Consider the following 15,640-nt stretch of genomic DNA (forward strand, 5'->3'; position numbering starts at 1 on the left):
GTCAGGTGCGGTACGGCTTCACGAGTGGTACGGCTTGAGCCGTACCACGGGGCGGGCGTTGGTACGGCTTGAGCCGTACCAGGGGTGCAAGCCTCATTGGGTCTGACCTGCGGTGTTGAGGCTGGTACGGCTGGTACGGCCTACCCCCGGCAGGGGCAGGACGGTGGCCGCACCGCCGTCGCCGGGCGGGGCATCGTCGGCGGGGCAGTAGCGCGCCCATGCGTCGGTGAAGTCGGCGCGGCGGTAGCCCTTGGCCTGTCCGGTCTGGAATCGGATGGTGTCGGATCGGATCTCGTATTCGCGCAGGATGGTGCCGAGTTTCATGGCGGTGAGCCCATTGGGGCCGTAGTCGTGCCAGGGCGCTTCCGGGTCGGCCTTGAGCCGGTCGAGGAGGACGGCGGTCGGTAGGGCGGTGTCGGCGCCGAATGCGGTCCGGCAGTCGGTGAGCAGCCGCAGCCGGTTGGACATCTCGCCGTTGTCGTCGGCCTCGGCGGTCAGGGCGAGGATGGTGGCGCGGGCGCGGTCGGGCCAGTGGGCGCCGGCGTGGTCGGCGACGGCCACCAGGGGCTCCCAGGTGTCGGCGGCGCGGTCTTCTACCGGCATGGGCGGTTCGGCCGCTTCGAGGGTGGCGAGGTCGGCGCGTAGCCATGCGGCGAGGTCGGCGGCGAGTTGGCGGAGCGGTGGGCGGTCGCGGCGGTGCCGGAACGGGGAGACAGTTTCGCCGGGCGCGCGGCGGCGCATGCGGATGACGACGGCGCGGTCCTCGATGGTGTCGGGCATGGCGCCGATGCCGGCGAGCGCGGCCATGGCGAAGGTGGGGATGGACTCGACGCGGTTGGCGTTGGCGTCGTAGCGCTTGGCGGGGCGGTTGCGCTGGTGTCCGGCGTTCAGCAGCCCGCGCAGATCCTCGTTGCCTTCGGCCTTGGCGCCGAAGATGGTGTCGGCCTCGTCCACCAGCAGGGTGGGCGGGTCGTCGGTGATGGATCGGTAGACCGCGGCCGGGGAGGAGTTGACGGTGATGAACGGGGCGTGGCACGTCGCCTCCACTACGTCCAGCAGCCGGGACTTTCCGCACCGCTTCTCCGGTGCCCGGATGACCAGCCGGGGGGCGTGCGGCCATGCGGGTTGGGCGTGCGTGGCGGCGATCCACAGCGTGACGGCGTCGGCGGCGTGCGCGCTCGGCAGGATCACGTACCGGGTGAGCGCGGCGCGTAGTCCGTCCAGCAGTGCGGCGCCGTCCAGCGGCGGCCGGTCGCCGAGGTCGGTGGGTTGCTCGGTGGGCGTGTTCATGCGGGGTTCCCCCTGGTGATGGTGCGCGGGTTGCGGGCGCCGGCGGCGAGCGCGGAGCGGATGGTGGCGCGTGCCTCGGCGGGCCGGACGTCGGCGCGGGTGGGGCCGAAGTGGACGGCGGCGGCCTCAAACAGCACGGTCTCGGCGGTCTCGGCGTCCAGGGCGCCGGCGGCGGCGAGGCGTCCGAGGTTGTAGGCGGCTTTGTTCAGGGCGTAATTGCGGCCACCGGTCACCGCTTCGGTGACCCGGGCCGCTTCTCCCTTGAGTGCCGCTTGGACGTAGGCGGGCAGGTCCGCCACTTGCCCGGCAACCGAGTCAGCACCCAAGACCGGAGCGGGGCGCGGGGCGGGCGTGAGCAGTCGGGCCAGCCATGCCGGCAGCGGGGCGGGCGGCGCGTTGTTGGCCACGTGGTAGGGGCCGGTGCCGTCCGGGAGGTCTACGAAGCTGCCGGGCGCGACTACGTAGCCGCCGGCGGCGCGGGTGTCGATGAGCCACCCCAGGCCGGTGGCATGGCGTCCGGAGGTGTTGCGCAGTTCGGCGCCGGGCGGGGCGGTGAAGTACAGGTGCGCGCCGCCGCGGCGGGTGGTCACGGTGAAGGTGTCCAGCGGCAGCGCCTGGCCGTGTCGCTCGGCGAGGACGGCGAGCACGTCGGCGCCGTCGTTGACTCCCGGCATGTCCCACTCGGCGGGCGGACGCTCGCCGGGCTTGGGCGTGTCGAGGTCGACCACCACCAGCCCGGACGGGCCGCACGCAACCGCGACGTTGAACGCCGGGCCACGTCCCCAGAACGCGCGGATGCGGGCCGGGTCGGTGGTGGCGTGCCTCTCCCAGTCGGTGAACCGGGCCAGCGGGCGCTTGTCCCGCGGACGTAGCGGGAACACGTGCCAGCCGCGGGCGGCGCACGCCAGCGCAGCGGCGGCCATGCCCTCAGCGAGGGCGGCGGAGCGGGTGGCGGTCATGCTGCCTCACCGTCCAGCCCCAGGCCCTCGGAGGCGCGCCAGTCCAGGCCGGTGCGGGGGCGGGTCATGCGGCCACCTCCCCCACGGTGAGCAGGGCGGCGAGGGCGGCGCCGATGTGGCGGGTGTAGGCCGGTGGGATGGCTTCGCGGAGTTCGTCGCGGGTCATCCAGGCGATGCCCATCGCCTGGCGGGCGTAGGCGACACCGGAGAAGTTGCCGACTACATGCACGAAGTCGCCGGGCTGGGGCGGGCGTCCCATCTTGCGCAGCGGCGCGGCGTGCGCGGGGTGGGGCGGGGCGGGTACGGGGTGGCTGGTCTCGAACTCGCGGTGCCGGTAGACGCGCAGGCCGCCGAACATCGCCCCGCACAGCGTGACCGGGTCGCGCAGCGGCGCGCCGGGGACGTTCTCGATCACGTACGGCAGCCCGGACGCTTGCAGGAGGGTGCGGACGGGTTCGATGAGGTCGGGGTGGGGGTTGCCGCGGATCCGCTGCGCGAGGGTGTAGGCCTGGCACGGCGGGCTGGCGTGGATCAGGTCGAATCCGGCGAGGAACGCGCGGTCGGCGAGCGCGTCGAGGGCGTCGGCGCGCACGAACGGGAACGGGTTGTGCGGCTGCGCGGCGATGTCGAGGGCGGTGACGTCGTATCCGGCGAGGTGGTAGCCCATCCCGGCACCGCCGGCGCAGGAGAAGGCGTCCAGCACGCGCAGCCCGTTCCACGGGCGGTCAGGCAGGACGGACGGCGGCCGGGTCATGCGGCCTCCCCGGGCAGGATGATCAGACCCTCGGGCGTAAGCACGAACTCGTGTCCGTGCTCGCACGTCCACAGGTCGCCGGGGATGTCGGGGGCGAGCGCGGCCCAGCAGGTGACCTCGGTGTGGCAGTGCGGGCAGTCGGGGCCGTCGAGAACGGGCCAGCAGACGGCGGGGATGGAGAAGTCTGCGGGGCAGGCGCGGCAGCGCCAGACGTTGACCTCGGCGCCGTCGGCGAGGGTGGCGGGGCCGATCCATGCCACGTCGGCGGGGCGCTGGCAGGCGGGGCAGTCGGGTCCGGCCAGCATGGGCCATTGCTCAACAGGCGGGAGTTCGGGCGGGTGGTGCGTCATGATGGAGCTACCTCCATGTCGCGGGTCCTCGTTGGGGCACGTGAGCGGTTGGGGTTAGGGCGGTCCGGCGGCGTGCTTGGTGGCTTGTGCGCCGGGCCGCCCGTCTGTCTGTCGGGGCGGGTGCGGCGGCACCGCCGGGGCCGGTCGTGGGTTCAGCGGCGGTCGCGGTCGATGCCCTTGAGGTGGGTCCAGACGCGGCGGCCGGGGCGGAGTTGGGCGCCCTTGCCGCTGCAGCGGTTGCAGTAGCGCCACGCCTTGCCGGACGGGGAGCGGAACCGTCCGGCGCCGCTGCATTTACGGCACGCCCGATACGGCCAGATGACGCAGTGGGCCACGTAGGCGACGGCGGCCAGGACGGCGAGTAGGAGCCACGCGCCGAGGTTGGGGCCGGTGTGACTAGCGGTGGCGAGTAGGGGGCTCACAGGTGCCTCCTGAGCGGTTTTCGGCATGGGTGCAGGTAGGGGCCGCTAGATGCTTGATCGCTGGTGGTGGCGGGGTTAGGTCGCTAGCCGGGCCGCTAGGTCTAGCGGTGCCGGGCGCTAGACCTAGCGGGCGGTGCCGGTGTCACCGGGCGCGGTCGCCGCGCTCGTTGAGGGCGTCGAGGATGTGGGCGGTGGTGATGCCGCGCCGGTTGCCGCCCTTGCCGGTTTCGCCCTGTCCCCAAATCTGGCCGGTGCCGATGCCGTAGGGCTTGAGCGCGGCGGCCAGATGCTTGGCCTTGCCGGTCGGGTCCAGGTCGTTCCATGCGCCGTAGGTGGCGGGGCGCAGTTCGGCCAGGCGGGTCACGACGGTCTCGGACCACACCTTGTCCTCGCCGGGCAGCAGGACGGCGGCGATGTCGTCCAGCAGCGAGGAGCCGTCGCCCTCGGCGGGTGTGGTGTCCTCGCCGGCGGCGTAGCCGGTGAGGGTGCCGGCGGCCTTGCGGGCGGCGCGGGCGCGGTCGGCGAGGCGGTCGGCGGTGGGGCCGTCGAGGTAGTAGCCGCGGACGATTTGCGGGGTGTCGGTCTCGCCGGCCAGGTAGCCGATGCCGCGGTCCCGCTTGGTGAACGTGGTGGCGCGGATTCCGTTCTGATACATCGAGGTGCCAAGGATCATGTCGTTCTCGGTCTGGCCCATCACACGCAGGCAGAACCGGATACCGACGTTGGCTGAGATGCCAGTCGGCAGGGACGCCTTGTCCGGCCGCTGCGTCGCCAGGAGCAGGATGACGCCGAGGGCGCGCCCGCGCTTGATGATCGCGGTCGCGAGCTCGCCGGCTTCTTTGCCGTGTTCGGGGTGGGAGAACAGCTCTTGGCATTCATCGATCACGAACACCAGCGGCCCCAACCCGTGTGACGTGGACGCGGCCAGTTGCGGGGTGACCTTGTTCTCCGGGCGTACGTCCTTGGGCAACCGGGCGAGCGTCTTAGCGCGCTTCTCCAGGTCCGTATAGACCTCGCGGAGGCTGGCGAGGCATTCGCCAATGGTGGTGTCGTCCGGGCCGCTCCCGTAGTGGTGGGCGACCTTCTCGGCGAAGTCCAGGTCACCGGTTCCCTTGAGTTCGAACACCCGAAGCTGCGCGGTCGGGTCCAGCGCCGCAGCCAGCAGCGGGACCTTCAGGGCGAAGGTCTTACCGGCGCCGGGCATGGCGCCAATCAGCATGTTCGCGTACATCAGGGTGAGCGTGACGGGGCGTCCGCGCTGATCGGTGCCGAACGGGAACGGCTTGAACACATCGGCGGCGGCGCCGGTCTTGGCCAGCGGCCACACCGGCGGGCGCACCTGGTTCATGTCCTGGTCACCGACCCACAGCACGAGCCGCCCGGCGTGCTGGTCATGGGCGGGTTCGGGCCACACGCAGCCCAGGGGGCGCCGGAGTCCGGAGGCGAGGCGGTCGCGGCGTTCCATGATGTCGGTCGCGGTGACGCCGTACGGTAGGTCGACCTCGGCGCGCCAGCCGGGGCCGTCGCGGGTGATCGGTGCGGGGAAGGTGATCCCGGACCCGCCCTTGCCTACGGCCTTGTTGATCTCGGCGTTGCCGAGGGCGGCCAGCGCCCGCACCACGATCTCGCTGGTGAGCTTGGGTGCCTTTGTGGAGACGACGGCGGTGTCGAGGATGCGGCGGTCGGTGGGGGTGCCGATCCAGCCGAGCAGGAACACCAGGGCGGCCAGCACGGCGGTTTGGGTGACGCCACCGGCGGCGGCCACCGACATGGCGGCCAGGCCCGTACCGGCCGCGCCGGCGGCGGTGACCATGAGGCGGGCGCGGACGCGGTCGTTGCGCTCGCTCATCAGCTTGAGATACGCCTCGTCGTTGCGGCGGTCGATGGCGTGCGTGCGCAGCGGCCGGGCGTCCATGTCGAACGTCCACCGCCACGTGCCCGCGGCCACCCGCCACAGGCCGCGCGGCGACCGCATCGCCAAACGCAAGCTGTAGAGCGGGATGCGGGCGGTGTGGTAGCCGGTGACGTGGCCGGCGTACCCGACCGCCCACCGCACGGTCGCTTTGGCTTCGCTGCGGTCGCGCAGCCATGGGGCGATGATCGGGCGTCGCTGCGCACGCTCACCGGCCGTCCGGCGGGCGCGCACGTCCGGCCGGAACGTGTCGGGCCGGTCCACCAGCACGCGGCCCTCGATCGCCTCGCCGTCATCCTCGGCGCCGTCGCGGTCGCCGGACGGGACCGGGACGGGCGCGGGCGGGTCGGTGGGCGGGACGCCGGTTCCATCCGGTCCGGCGGTCGGCGCGTCGAGGGCGGGCGTGTCGGGGTCGGCGGTGTGGTCGGTGTGCTTGACGGGCAGGCGTACGACCTCGCCCATGGGCCTGGCATGGCTCATGACTGATGGTCTCCCTCGGCGGACGTGGCGGGGTTCTCGGCGTCGGACGGGTTGGCGGGTGTCGCCTCGGTGGGTTCGGTCTTGAGGCGGGCCAGCAGGGCGCCGACGCGGGCGTTACCGGCGCTCTGTCCGGCCTCGCGGAGCCGGACGGCCAGCGCGTTGCGGGTCAGGGGCTGGTCGGTCTCGGCGAGGTCGGCGGCGATGCGGCGCCCGAGCGGCATGAGGTCGTCCACGTCCGGCGGCGACGCGGCGGGCTTGCGGGTCCGGGACCGGCGGGCGGACGGTCCTCCCTTGTGTGCGGCGGACCGGGTGCCGGTGGTCCGCGTACGGGTCCGGGATGGTGCGGTGGACGGTCCGTCGCCGGTTGGGGTGGACGGTCCGGACTCCAGCGCCGGACGGTCCAACAGCGTCAGGGCGGGACCGTCCTCGGCAGGTCCGCCGGACGGTCCAGCGGACGGCGCGCCCGTCTCGGCGGAGACTTCGGCGGTGGGGAGTTCACCGAGCCGGTACAGGGCGCGGACGCGGCGGGGTGCGTTGCGGCGCCAGGACCACCGGCCGTAGGTGTCCTGCAGGTCGGTCAGGGCCAGGACGCGGGCGCGTTCGCGGGCGAGTGCGTCGGGGTAGGAGCGGATCTCCCACAGCACCATGCGGCGCCACAGCTTCATGGTGGGCCAGGGGGCGAGGATCCATCGTGAGGTGCGGATGCCGTCCATGCGGGTTCCGGCGGCGATGCCGGCGCGGATCCGGATCACGTGCGCGGCGATCTCGACGGCCACGACCCACAGCGCGGGCAGGGTCGCGTGGGCGACCGCGCCGAACACGCTGTGTTCCCCGGCGACGTTGAGGTAGACGGTTGCGGCGGTCAGCGCCCACGGGATGAACCGCAGCCACCGAATCCGCATGTCCAGGCGGGCAAGAACGATGTCGAGGGCGGCGAAGATGGCGATGCCCAGGTCGATGCCGAGCGGGACCGTCCAGGCCAGCCGACCGAACGACGGGCGTGCGGCCTCGGCGACGGCGGCGAAGCTGTTGACGAACCCCAGCAGGCCAAGGACGGCCACCAGCGCGGCCACCACGGCGACCGCGGTGAACTCGCTACTGGTCAGCGCCCGCCCCTTGGACGCCTCGCCCTCGGCGCGGTCGGTCGTGGTCGGCGGCGAGGCGGTCGGGTCGGTCGGGCTCTCGTTGGGGGGCGTCAGCGGTCGGAGCGGGATGGCGGCGTTGTCGGCTGCGTGCGGGTTGGTGGCCTGTGCGCCGAGGTTCGCCGGGACGTGGAACGGTGTGGGGGTCATGCGGGGTGCCTCCCATCGGGGGCGGTCCGGACCGGGTTGGAGTCGGCGCCGGCGCGGTCGCCGGCCGGGTGGCCGGTCACGTGGCCGGCGGGGCGGTATTCGGTGTTGAGGTCGGCGGCCATGAGCGGCACGCCGCACGGGTGGCAGCGGAACCGGACCGGGCCACCGTCCAGCGGCGTGCGGCAGGACGGGCAGCGCTTGACCGGACCGGCGTGCAGCGTCCGGCGCGGCGCGGCGTAGACGGGGGCGGGCGTGGTCGAGGTCATGCCGCGGCCACCTCCGCATCGCCGAGGGCCGCGCCCTCGGCGCACTCAAGGCACTCGCCGAGGTGGCGGGGCAGGACGTAACCGGCGTCGCGCTGGCAGGTCGGGCACCAGCGGCGGGCGGCCAGCGCCTTGCCCAGGGCCTCACGCTGCCGGTCGGTCGGGGTGCGCTTGGGCAGCGCAAGGCGCACGTCGTACAGGTAGGCGGCGCGCACACCGCCGGGCGCGTTGTAGCGGCGCGAGTTCCACAGCACCTGACCGGCGACGTCCTGACCGCCGGGACGCAGGCCCTCGGCGGCGAGCTGACGGCGCGTGCGCAGATGCTCCGGGGCCATGCGCCACGGCCAGGTGGGGATCCCGTACCGGGTGCCGGCCGGGTCGAAGAACCGCGCGGAGCTACGGCGGCGGGTCATACCGTCACACCCCCTGCCGGCACGGGCGCCAGGTTGGGGCGCTGGACGGTGACCAGATGCCAGCCCTCGGCACGCACCGTCCGCACGGTGAACACCACGGCGGCCACCGTCAGCGCCACAGCCGCCACAGCGGTCAGGGCGAAGGTCTGCACCGGGTGCGAGACCAGCAGCACCCCACCAGCAGCGGCCAGCCGGACCGGCGAGGCGCACACCCAGCAGAACGCGGCGAGCGCGGCCAGGGTCAACAGGACGGCGGTCATCTCTCCACCTCCGGGGAGTCCAGGACGGTCCGGGCGTCGCCGAGGGCGGCGGGTGCGCCCTCGGCGGGCGGGCCGGTCGGGCGGGTCTTCACTGGACCCCTCCGATCAGCAGCACCGCGGCGGCCAGCACGAGGAACACCACCGCGATCAGCACACGGATCGGGGCGTGCGGGTACCGCACGGCGGCGCGGGCGCGGGCGGTCATCAGTTGCGGGCGGGCCATGTCAGGCCACACCCAGCGAGGCCAGCAGCGCGGCCACCAGCAGCCATCCCACGTGCCAGGACTGATCCAGGGCGTAGGCGCCGGTACCGGTCGGCGCGGTAGCGCCGTCGCCGAGCCGGGCGAACTCGCCCTTCCCGCGCACCAGGGTGCGGCCGAGCCAGTCGGCCAGCGCCATCAGCGTGGAACGCCGGTCGGCCCAGTAGTGCGACACCGCGTCCACCGCCAGCGCGGCGGCCACGGCGTAGGGGCTGACCGGCAGGGCCAGCACCAGCGCCACCAGCGTGACGGCGGCGGCCTTGACAGCGGTCAGCACGGCGACGTGCCGCGCGCACAGCAGGCGGCCGGACCAGCCGGGCGCGCCCTTGCCGCACGCCTGCCCGTGCGTCTGCAACCAGTGGTCCCCCACCTCGTGCGCGGCGTACAGCGCGACGAACACCGCAGGGAAGACGATCGGGTCAGCGCCGAACATCACGCCACCTCGCCCAGGCCCACGGCGGGCAGGGTCCGAGCCTCACGGCGCAGCCCTGCCAGCTCACGCGGCAGGTAGCCCGCCCACACACCGAACGCCGGGCGGATCCGCAGCGCGTAGTCCAGGCACAGGTCCCACACCGGGCAGTCCTCGCACACCTGCCGCGCCACGTCCTGCCGGGCCAGACGCTCGGCGAGCGGCTCGTCCTCGAACGCGTCCGAACCCATGTGCAGGTCGGGGTCGTGCCGGCAGTCGCCGCGCTCCCCCAGTTCGGTCACCAGATCCACCAGCGACAGAACGGACGGGTCAACAGCCATGGATGCCTCCGTACGGGTCGTGACCGGTCGGGTAGGGCGGCCCTCGGCGGCGTGCTTGGTGGCTTGTACGCCGAGGGGCGGCGGGTGCGGGTTGCGGGTCGTCATCGCCGGTCAGCCCAGCGAGCCCGAGAACGTCGTGATCGCGTGGATCACCTGGTTGACCAGCGCGGCGGCCTTCTCCGGGTTGTTGATCGCGAAGATCGCGACCGCGATGCCGGCGAGCCACTGCGGGATGTTGCTGGACTTCTGCGGAAACACCTGAACCTCCTGATCACCGCGAATCACCCTTGTGCGCGGCCAGTGACCTCAGCGTATACGTAGCTACGTATACGCACAAGCTCTAGGTATACGATGGTGCGTATACGCTGGTCAGCGTGTCACCGAAGAAGGCAAGGGGTTGATGACGCAGTGGCAGAACCGGCCTACGTCCGCATTGCAGGCGAGTACGCCCGACGCATCCGACGGGGTGAGCTCGCACCCCGCACCCAACTGCCGAGCTACGCCGAGATCGCCCAAGAACAGGGCGTCTCAGACATCGTGGTTCGGAAGGCCCTCGAACTCCTCCAGAGCCAGGGCCTCGTTCGCTCCGTTCGCAGGCGAGGAAACTTCGTCGCCGACCGCCCGAACCTCGTACGCGTGTCTCCTGAACGCCAGATGGAGAGCGCCGAACGGTCATTCGAGAACGAGTCCGAGCAGCAGGTTCAGGTAGAGCGAGAGACTCAGCAGCTCCCCGCCTCAACCGAGCTCGCGGAGGCGCTCGGCGTGCCGGCAGGGCAGGAGATCAACCACGTCATCACCCGAGCCACCGAGAACGGGCGACCGATCTCGATCTCGGACACCTACCAGCCGCGGGACGTCGCCGGCATCTCGGAAGCCGCCTACCTGGAAGAAACGATCTCCGACCAACTACCGGCGGAGACGCATGCCGAGTGGCTGCGGACTACGCCCGGAGACCTCGTCAAGACGGTTCACCAACGGTTCCTGTCCGCCGACGACCGAATCATCATGCTCTCCGACATCTCATATCCCCGCGACCGCTACGACGCGTTCGTGTTCCGCATGACCCTGAAGTAGAGCTATGCCAAAGGGGGCGCCGACTCGTTCGGCGCCCCCTTTGGCATGCACGGACTCAGATGCGGACCCAGCCCTGTGCCACGTCCCTGTCTGTCCACCACGAAACGAAGTGTGGATCCAGAGAGTCCAGTCTCCAGCGAGCCGACAAGGCGTCGAAGAAGGCATCGTTGCCCGTCTTGCCGCCCCTCGGCTCCCCGATGTAGACGAGTCGCTCGCCGCCAGCGTCCTCGTACAACGTGAGCGCCTCGGACGACATGGTGTCGCCCCAGCCAGGGGGCCAGCAAAGGAATAGTGCATAGTTCGCCGACCGGACACGATTCGCGAACTCAGTCAGATCCCCAACAGGATGCCAGATGTCCGCCTGGCCAACTGTTCCAGGAAAGGAAGGATTCTCATTTTTGTCTGGCGGATTTGAGTCGTACGCCTCAACGGTCAGTCCAACGTTAGCCAACTGCGCAGCCCAATAGCCTCGTCCGGCTCCAAGCTCCACGATCGGAAAGCCCGCACAAAAACTTGCCACCCACTCGATCGTGCGCGGGTTGGGTATTGCGTACGCGTAGGCGGCTTGCAGGAGCATCTGGGCAAATGCGAGTCGCGAACTTCCTTCTGCTCGCCCACCATTCACCATTCGGCGGCCGCCAATTTCAGTCACGAGCGGCTCAACGATGTCCCAGTACGGGTTAGGACTTACGGCTCTGCCACCAGTCATGTAGTGCACGAAACGTAGATCGAACTCTGCATCGGCCTGTCGGTCGCCCGTTCCTGCCAGCCGATCCGCCATCGCCAGGTACTCGGCGACCTTGGGGTACTCGGACTGAAGTCGCTGCTCATCCTTCAGCAGTGCAGTGAGCTCGTCCCAACGGCTCGAAGTCATGGTCAGCTTGGCCATGATGCAAGTGTCTCCTACTGCACTCGTCTACGCCACCATCAAGCATGCGCGAAATTCGGCTTAGGTTTCCCCGAAAACCCACTTGCGAATATAGGGCTCTGGCATACCGGGCTTAGCGGCCCTCATGAACGCCTCCCTCAGAGCATCCTTTTCCCCGTGATCAATCGAGTTGTTGAGACGCGAGAGGGTTATCGCACTCTTCCTGGGCGGCCAGATTCTCACAAGTTTACTATTCATCCTATCCGTCTGATCCATGAATGGGTATATATAGTTAGCCAACCCTGTGACCATCTCCCATGCCAAATACCCGAGCGTCGTTACTGCGAAGAAGTCATGAGGTGGTGCCTTTTTCCCCGGCAGCATAGTTTGGATATTGCCCCCCCTCTCGCCGGGGTCCCAGACGTCACAGTAGGCGATACGTACGGATGTACCTACAGGCGGATGCCCGCTTGCCATCATTACGGACAATATCGAGCGCGATAGGTCGAATCCCCAGTCGGATGGATTAGCTCCCGCAAAATTACCCATGATTGATGTCTTCGTTATCCACCCACCCACAAATGACTGCTGATCCGGAGTTAGAGTTACATCCTCCCCATCTACTAGTGGACGAAGTAGTTGTGGAGCAAAATTCTCGAATCGTCTTCCCAGTCCACCATTGCAGGATCGGCAGATGCGCGTCTTTATGCGGCGAGGTGCCTGGCCACCAGGAAACGGTCCATAAGTCCGAATAATATGCTTTCTAAGCCACGTCGGGACTATATCTTCGCTTGTAATATATCCAGGACGATCACACAGGCGGCACACTGCCCCAGGAGTTGACTTGCCTCTCGTCGCCACTTCAGCCCCCCCCGATAACATAATATTCTTAACGGGTTACGTCGCTCGTTAGAGGTTGAGGATACCGAGCGCGACGGGCCATGTGAAGGTGGACACCCCGCCAACTCTTCTAGTCCAGTGGCCAGTTTCGGACTTGCCCGCTGCCCATGAGGTGTGCGGTTCGTAACTGCTTGACACCCGTGGAATAATCTCCGAATGACCCATGCGTGGAGCCTGTTGACTGTTGAAGCTGCCGACCAGCAGTTTGGCGGCAATCTGGGATACGAAGATGTTCTGGGTGACAGGTACGTGTGGAACAACATGGTCCCCAATGGTCGTGCCGTCAGTGTCGGTGACCTAGTCGTACTGCGTGACAAGGCTTGGGTGCTGGGTTTGGCGTGGGTGGACGAGATTGCATCTGGGCCCGGAAAGAAAATTCAGCAGCGTTGCACCGCTTGTTCTGCTACCGCCATCAAGCGGCGGCGGACGCGATCGCCCGCCTTCAAGTGTTCGAGGTGCGGGGCCGAGTTTGAAGAACCGGTCACTCAGGAACTCGACGTCACGGTCTTTGAGGCGGACTACGGGCGCACCTGGCGGCCCCTAACTCCCGTCGTCCCCGTAAAGCGGATCCGGCCGTACTTCCCCAACAACTCTGGCCAACAGTCCATACGGCCTATGAATCTAGAAGCTCTCCGGACCGAGTTGGCCGACGATGCCGGGCTTGGGCCCACCTGGTGGCAGCAGGACGGCGGGGTTCGCCCCGCACCACCTGGTGGCCACAACCTGATTTTGCACAAGGCACGCATCGGCCAACAACAGTTCCGTCAACTCCTTCTCGCACGCTTTGGTTCATGTTGTGCCATCACCGGTTCCCAACCAGAGGAAGCCCTTGAAGCCGCCCACTTGTACCGATACGCGGAAACACCACACCACGACCCTGAAGGAGGTCTCCTACTACGCCGGGACCTGCACACTCTCATGGACCGCGGACTGTTGGTCATCGACACCTCTACCTGGCAGGTGAGGCTCGCTCCCCGCCTTCACAAGTTCGGCAACCTCCAAGCCCTACACGACCAGCCGCTGACTATCCCCGACAACCTATTGCCCAACGCCGACTATCTCGACCAGCATCACAGGCTCTCTGTCGAAGCCTGGTAAGCGATCAATCGAGCAGCACAGAACCTGCAGTGGGATGATGGGCGGGCAGTTGGCCGCGTAGGCGCTCATGCTCGCCGTAGATCGCGGCTCCCAGCACGGCGCTCGAACGCCAGGCGGAGTGACTAACTGGGTGACAACCCCACCGCACGGCCCTGGACGCCTTTGTACACCTAAATACGGCCTGCCAGGGCTCGACATACTTGGGGAGCAAGCTAAGGGCGCCTATGAAATGCCTGGGGGTCAAGGGGTCGTGGGTTCAAATCCCGCCGTCCCGACACGGAAACACCAGCTCAGAGGCCGTTTCCTCCACTCGGAGGACCGGCCTCTTGATCGTTTGTTAGCCGTTCGTTAGCGAACGGCCGCCCCTCGCGGCACTCGCCCGGTTCACACGGGACCAGGAAGACCGGCATCCGCCCGCTCCGGCCCACCGGATGTTCACACGTCCCGCCGCCCGTCCGTCTGCCCCTCGGCGACCTGCGATCGATCCCGAGCCCTTCTCGATCATTGGCACGGGCCGCCCCCGCCGATCGGCACCGCGAGGTCATCTCACGGCGACCGTGCTCCTTCATGGAACCCGCCCAACTCCCCTGGGCTACTTCCGGCCCTGCCCTCGCGCCGAGCCGCCCGTTTACGCGTCGATCAGCAACGAAGCCTCGCGGCACCCTGATCCCTGGCCTGCTCACGGCGTGTGCCGACAGAGGGCCAACAACAGAAGCCCCGGTCCCTCGCAGGCCGGGGCTTCCTCGGTGTCATGTCCGGGCGTCAGCGCTTCAGAATCGCCAGGAGGCTCGCGAACTCGTCGCGGCGCAGGGTGAACTTGGCGCCGACCGGGTCTTTGTTGTCGCGGATGCCCACGCCTCGCCGAGGTCGGCCAGTTCGACGCAGTTGCCCCCGGCCTCACCGCTGCACGACGACTTGCGCCAGGTCACGTCCATCGCTCTTTCACAACCTCCCGCATCAGCTCGACCGACGCCTTCGGCGAAAGCGCCTCCGCCTGAAGCCTGCTGAAGATCTCGCTGACGATCGTGAGGTCTTTCGGCTCCACAGTTGTCTCGCCGCCGATACTGCTCTCGATGTACGCCACCTCGCTGCGGTCGGGCTGCGTGGCGATGGTGAAGGCGGCCCGGGCATCCCGCTGGTAGCCAATCGGAGCGATCTGAATCGTGACGTTCTCACGCTCCGACATCTCGATCAGATGCTCCAACTGCTCGCGCATGATCTCTGGCGACCCGACCTCGCGGAGAAGAACGGACTCGTCCAGCACAACGAACACGGTGGGGGCATTCGGCTTGGTGAGGGTGCTCTGACGCCGCAGCCGGTCGAGGACGGCTTCATCGTTGCCGAGGATCACTCTCGCGTACGGCTCGGTCTGGAGGAGCCCGTAGACAATCCTGGTCTCGAACGCGCAGCGAGTCAGCGGACGCCTCGGCTCGCGGGAAGTCTGCGAAGAACTTCGGGTAGCTACTGGAACGCAGGACTTCGTCCCATTCATCGACCAGGGCGGTACCCGAGTCCAGCGCCTTGTCCAGTCGTTCGGCGAAGTCCCTGCGGCACTTGGTGCGTCCGGACTCGACCTGCGAGATGTAGCTCTGGGTGACTGCTGCCCGTGCTGCGAGTTCCGTCCGGTTGAGCCCTGCTTCTTCTCGGAGGCGCGTGACCTCTGCGCCGAAGGAGACGGTCTTCGATGTCGGTTTGCGTGCGGCCACTTCTTCGCCTCCACGTGAGCGAGGGGAACCCACCTACCAGCGATCGTCAGCGCCACGTGTGTGCTGGGGCGCTTCGATGGTAACGCTACGCAGCGGAGTTCAGTCTGTGCGGTGAGCTACCGAAACCGTCCTGGCAGCGAAGGTCGTGCCGATGTCCGCAGCACCGCAAACTCCTGAAGTCCCGACGCTCGTCCTCGATTCCACCGACCAGGCACCACGCCTCGCGCGCCGGTTCCTTGCCGAACAGTTCGCCGGCTGGGGCATCACCGACGACTACACAGGCCGCCTCGTGGTCTGCGAGCTGACCACGAACGCCTGCAAGCACGGCGAAGGCCCGATCGTCGTCCGGATCTACCTTGACCCGGACGATGGGCAACCGGTGATCGAGGTATCGGACACCGGCAAGGGACATCCCACCGTCCAGCCCCAGAACTACGCCGCCACCTCCGGCCGTGGCCTGCAGCTCATGGCAGAGCTCGTGCACGAATGGGGAGTCAAACGCCTCGCCGGAGACCGCAAGGTCGTCTGGGCCAAGCTGCGCTGACCATGCGAGATGGAAGACACAAAGCACTGGGACCACGCTCCGGTGA

Annotated in this window: 22 protein-coding genes and 1 pseudogene; 3 read left to right on the top strand and 20 right to left on the bottom strand. The window is 68.8% G+C overall.

Annotation, left to right across the window (positions count from 1 at the left end):
* Window positions 1-93 precede the first annotated feature (93 nt).
* From BM339_RS35340 to BM339_RS50310, 14 genes are all read right to left on the bottom strand, one after another.
* Window positions 94-1,290, bottom strand: coding sequence for a DUF3631 domain-containing protein (locus tag BM339_RS35340; RefSeq protein WP_075023699.1), 1,197 nt, complete (start codon window positions 1,288-1,290; stop codon window positions 94-96).
* Window positions 1,287-2,249, bottom strand: coding sequence for a bifunctional DNA primase/polymerase (locus BM339_RS35345; protein ID WP_075023700.1), 963 nt, complete (start codon window positions 2,247-2,249; stop codon window positions 1,287-1,289). The genes BM339_RS35340 and BM339_RS35345 overlap by 4 nt, the downstream gene beginning before the upstream one ends.
* 64 nt (window positions 2,250-2,313) lie before the next feature.
* A complete protein-coding gene (locus BM339_RS35350; protein ID WP_075023701.1) occupies window positions 2,314-3,003 on the bottom strand; it encodes a DNA cytosine methyltransferase in 690 nt (229 codons plus the stop codon).
* Window positions 3,000-3,353, bottom strand: coding sequence for a hypothetical protein (locus tag BM339_RS35355; protein WP_143118735.1), 354 nt, complete (start codon window positions 3,351-3,353; stop codon window positions 3,000-3,002). The genes BM339_RS35350 and BM339_RS35355 overlap by 4 nt, the downstream gene beginning before the upstream one ends.
* Before the next feature lie 152 nt (window positions 3,354-3,505).
* Complete coding sequence (locus BM339_RS35360) at window positions 3,506-3,775, bottom strand: hypothetical protein (protein ID WP_075023703.1); 270 nt, start codon at window positions 3,773-3,775, stop codon at window positions 3,506-3,508.
* 142 nt (window positions 3,776-3,917) lie between these two features.
* Window positions 3,918-6,167 (bottom strand): P-loop NTPase family protein, encoded by a 2,250-nt coding sequence (locus tag BM339_RS35365; RefSeq protein WP_075023704.1) that lies wholly within the window; start codon window positions 6,165-6,167, stop codon window positions 3,918-3,920.
* Window positions 6,164-7,459, bottom strand: coding sequence for a DUF2637 domain-containing protein (locus BM339_RS35370; RefSeq protein ID WP_075023705.1), 1,296 nt, complete (start codon window positions 7,457-7,459; stop codon window positions 6,164-6,166). Before BM339_RS35370 ends, BM339_RS35365 begins: the two co-directional genes overlap by 4 nt.
* Window positions 7,456-7,725 (bottom strand): hypothetical protein, encoded by a 270-nt coding sequence (locus tag BM339_RS49090; RefSeq protein WP_075023706.1) that lies wholly within the window; start codon window positions 7,723-7,725, stop codon window positions 7,456-7,458. Before BM339_RS49090 ends, BM339_RS35370 begins: the two co-directional genes overlap by 4 nt.
* Window positions 7,722-8,135: an RRQRL motif-containing zinc-binding protein gene (locus BM339_RS35380; protein ID WP_075023707.1), complete on the bottom strand. Its 414-nt coding sequence runs from the start codon at window positions 8,133-8,135 to the stop codon at window positions 7,722-7,724. Before BM339_RS35380 ends, BM339_RS49090 begins: the two co-directional genes overlap by 4 nt.
* On the bottom strand, window positions 8,132-8,395 hold the full coding sequence (locus BM339_RS35385; protein ID WP_075023708.1) for a hypothetical protein: 264 nt from the start codon (window positions 8,393-8,395) through the stop codon (window positions 8,132-8,134). Before BM339_RS35385 ends, BM339_RS35380 begins: the two co-directional genes overlap by 4 nt.
* Before the next feature lie 88 nt (window positions 8,396-8,483).
* Window positions 8,484-8,618, bottom strand: coding sequence for a hypothetical protein (locus tag BM339_RS51905; protein ID WP_256255622.1), 135 nt, complete (start codon window positions 8,616-8,618; stop codon window positions 8,484-8,486).
* A gap of 1 nt (window position 8,619) precedes the next feature.
* The gene (locus tag BM339_RS35390; protein WP_075023709.1) at window positions 8,620-9,087 is read right to left on the bottom strand and encodes a DUF3307 domain-containing protein; all 468 of its coding nucleotides are present in this window, start codon (window positions 9,085-9,087) and stop codon (window positions 8,620-8,622) included.
* Complete coding sequence (locus BM339_RS35395) at window positions 9,087-9,404, bottom strand: WhiB family transcriptional regulator (RefSeq protein WP_075023710.1); 318 nt, start codon at window positions 9,402-9,404, stop codon at window positions 9,087-9,089. The genes BM339_RS35390 and BM339_RS35395 overlap by 1 nt, the downstream gene beginning before the upstream one ends.
* A gap of 111 nt (window positions 9,405-9,515) precedes the next feature.
* Entirely contained in the window at window positions 9,516-9,662 is a 147-nt protein-coding gene (locus BM339_RS50310; RefSeq protein WP_157419387.1) for a hypothetical protein, read from the bottom strand.
* Window positions 9,663-9,812: 150 nt separating this feature from the next.
* On the opposite strand from BM339_RS50310, the gene BM339_RS35400 reads away from it, so the two are divergent.
* Window positions 9,813-10,478: a GntR family transcriptional regulator gene (locus tag BM339_RS35400; RefSeq protein ID WP_075023711.1), complete on the top strand. Its 666-nt coding sequence runs from the start codon at window positions 9,813-9,815 to the stop codon at window positions 10,476-10,478.
* Window positions 10,479-10,533: 55 nt separating this feature from the next.
* On the opposite strand, the gene BM339_RS35405 is transcribed toward BM339_RS35400, so the two are convergent.
* Entirely contained in the window at window positions 10,534-11,367 is an 834-nt protein-coding gene (locus tag BM339_RS35405; protein ID WP_075023712.1) for a hypothetical protein, read from the bottom strand.
* 60 nt (window positions 11,368-11,427) lie between these two features.
* Complete coding sequence (locus BM339_RS49095; protein ID WP_143118736.1) at window positions 11,428-11,823, bottom strand: hypothetical protein; 396 nt, start codon at window positions 11,821-11,823, stop codon at window positions 11,428-11,430.
* Window positions 11,824-12,402: 579 nt separating this feature from the next.
* Here BM339_RS49095 and BM339_RS48095 point away from each other — a divergent pair.
* Window positions 12,403-13,344, top strand: a complete 942-nt coding sequence (locus BM339_RS48095) for an HNH endonuclease (RefSeq protein ID WP_083598331.1) — start codon at window positions 12,403-12,405, stop codon at window positions 13,342-13,344.
* Between the two features lie 762 nt (window positions 13,345-14,106).
* Here BM339_RS48095 and BM339_RS52540 read toward each other — a convergent pair.
* The 4 genes and pseudogenes from BM339_RS52540 to BM339_RS52740 all read right to left on the bottom strand — a co-directional run bounded on the left by BM339_RS52540 (window position 14,107) and on the right by BM339_RS52740 (window position 15,083).
* Window positions 14,107-14,199 (bottom strand): DUF397 domain-containing protein, encoded by a 93-nt coding sequence (locus BM339_RS52540; RefSeq protein ID WP_337959941.1) that lies wholly within the window; start codon window positions 14,197-14,199, stop codon window positions 14,107-14,109.
* Between the two features lie 26 nt (window positions 14,200-14,225).
* Window positions 14,226-14,279, bottom strand: a pseudogene (locus BM339_RS52545) (hypothetical protein); the annotation flags it as partial.
* Window positions 14,270-14,761 carry a DUF5753 domain-containing protein gene (locus BM339_RS35420; protein ID WP_369076970.1) on the bottom strand — a complete coding sequence of 164 codons (492 nt, stop codon included), beginning with the start codon at window positions 14,759-14,761 and terminating at the stop codon, window positions 14,270-14,272. The gene BM339_RS35420 and the pseudogene BM339_RS52545, both read right to left, overlap by 10 nt.
* Complete coding sequence (locus BM339_RS52740) at window positions 14,676-15,083, bottom strand: helix-turn-helix domain-containing protein (protein ID WP_083598333.1); 408 nt, start codon at window positions 15,081-15,083, stop codon at window positions 14,676-14,678. The genes BM339_RS35420 and BM339_RS52740 overlap by 86 nt, the downstream gene beginning before the upstream one ends.
* A gap of 118 nt (window positions 15,084-15,201) precedes the next feature.
* Here BM339_RS52740 and BM339_RS35430 point away from each other — a divergent pair, with 118 nt between their 5' ends.
* Window positions 15,202-15,594 carry an ATP-binding protein gene (locus BM339_RS35430; protein WP_075023716.1) on the top strand — a complete coding sequence of 131 codons (393 nt, stop codon included), beginning with the start codon at window positions 15,202-15,204 and terminating at the stop codon, window positions 15,592-15,594.
* Window positions 15,595-15,640: the final 46 nt, after the last annotated feature.

Origin of the sequence: Actinomadura madurae (assembly GCF_900115095.1) — a bacterium.
In the GTDB taxonomy this organism is placed as follows: Bacteria; Actinomycetota; Actinomycetes; order Streptosporangiales; family Streptosporangiaceae; genus Spirillospora; species Spirillospora madurae.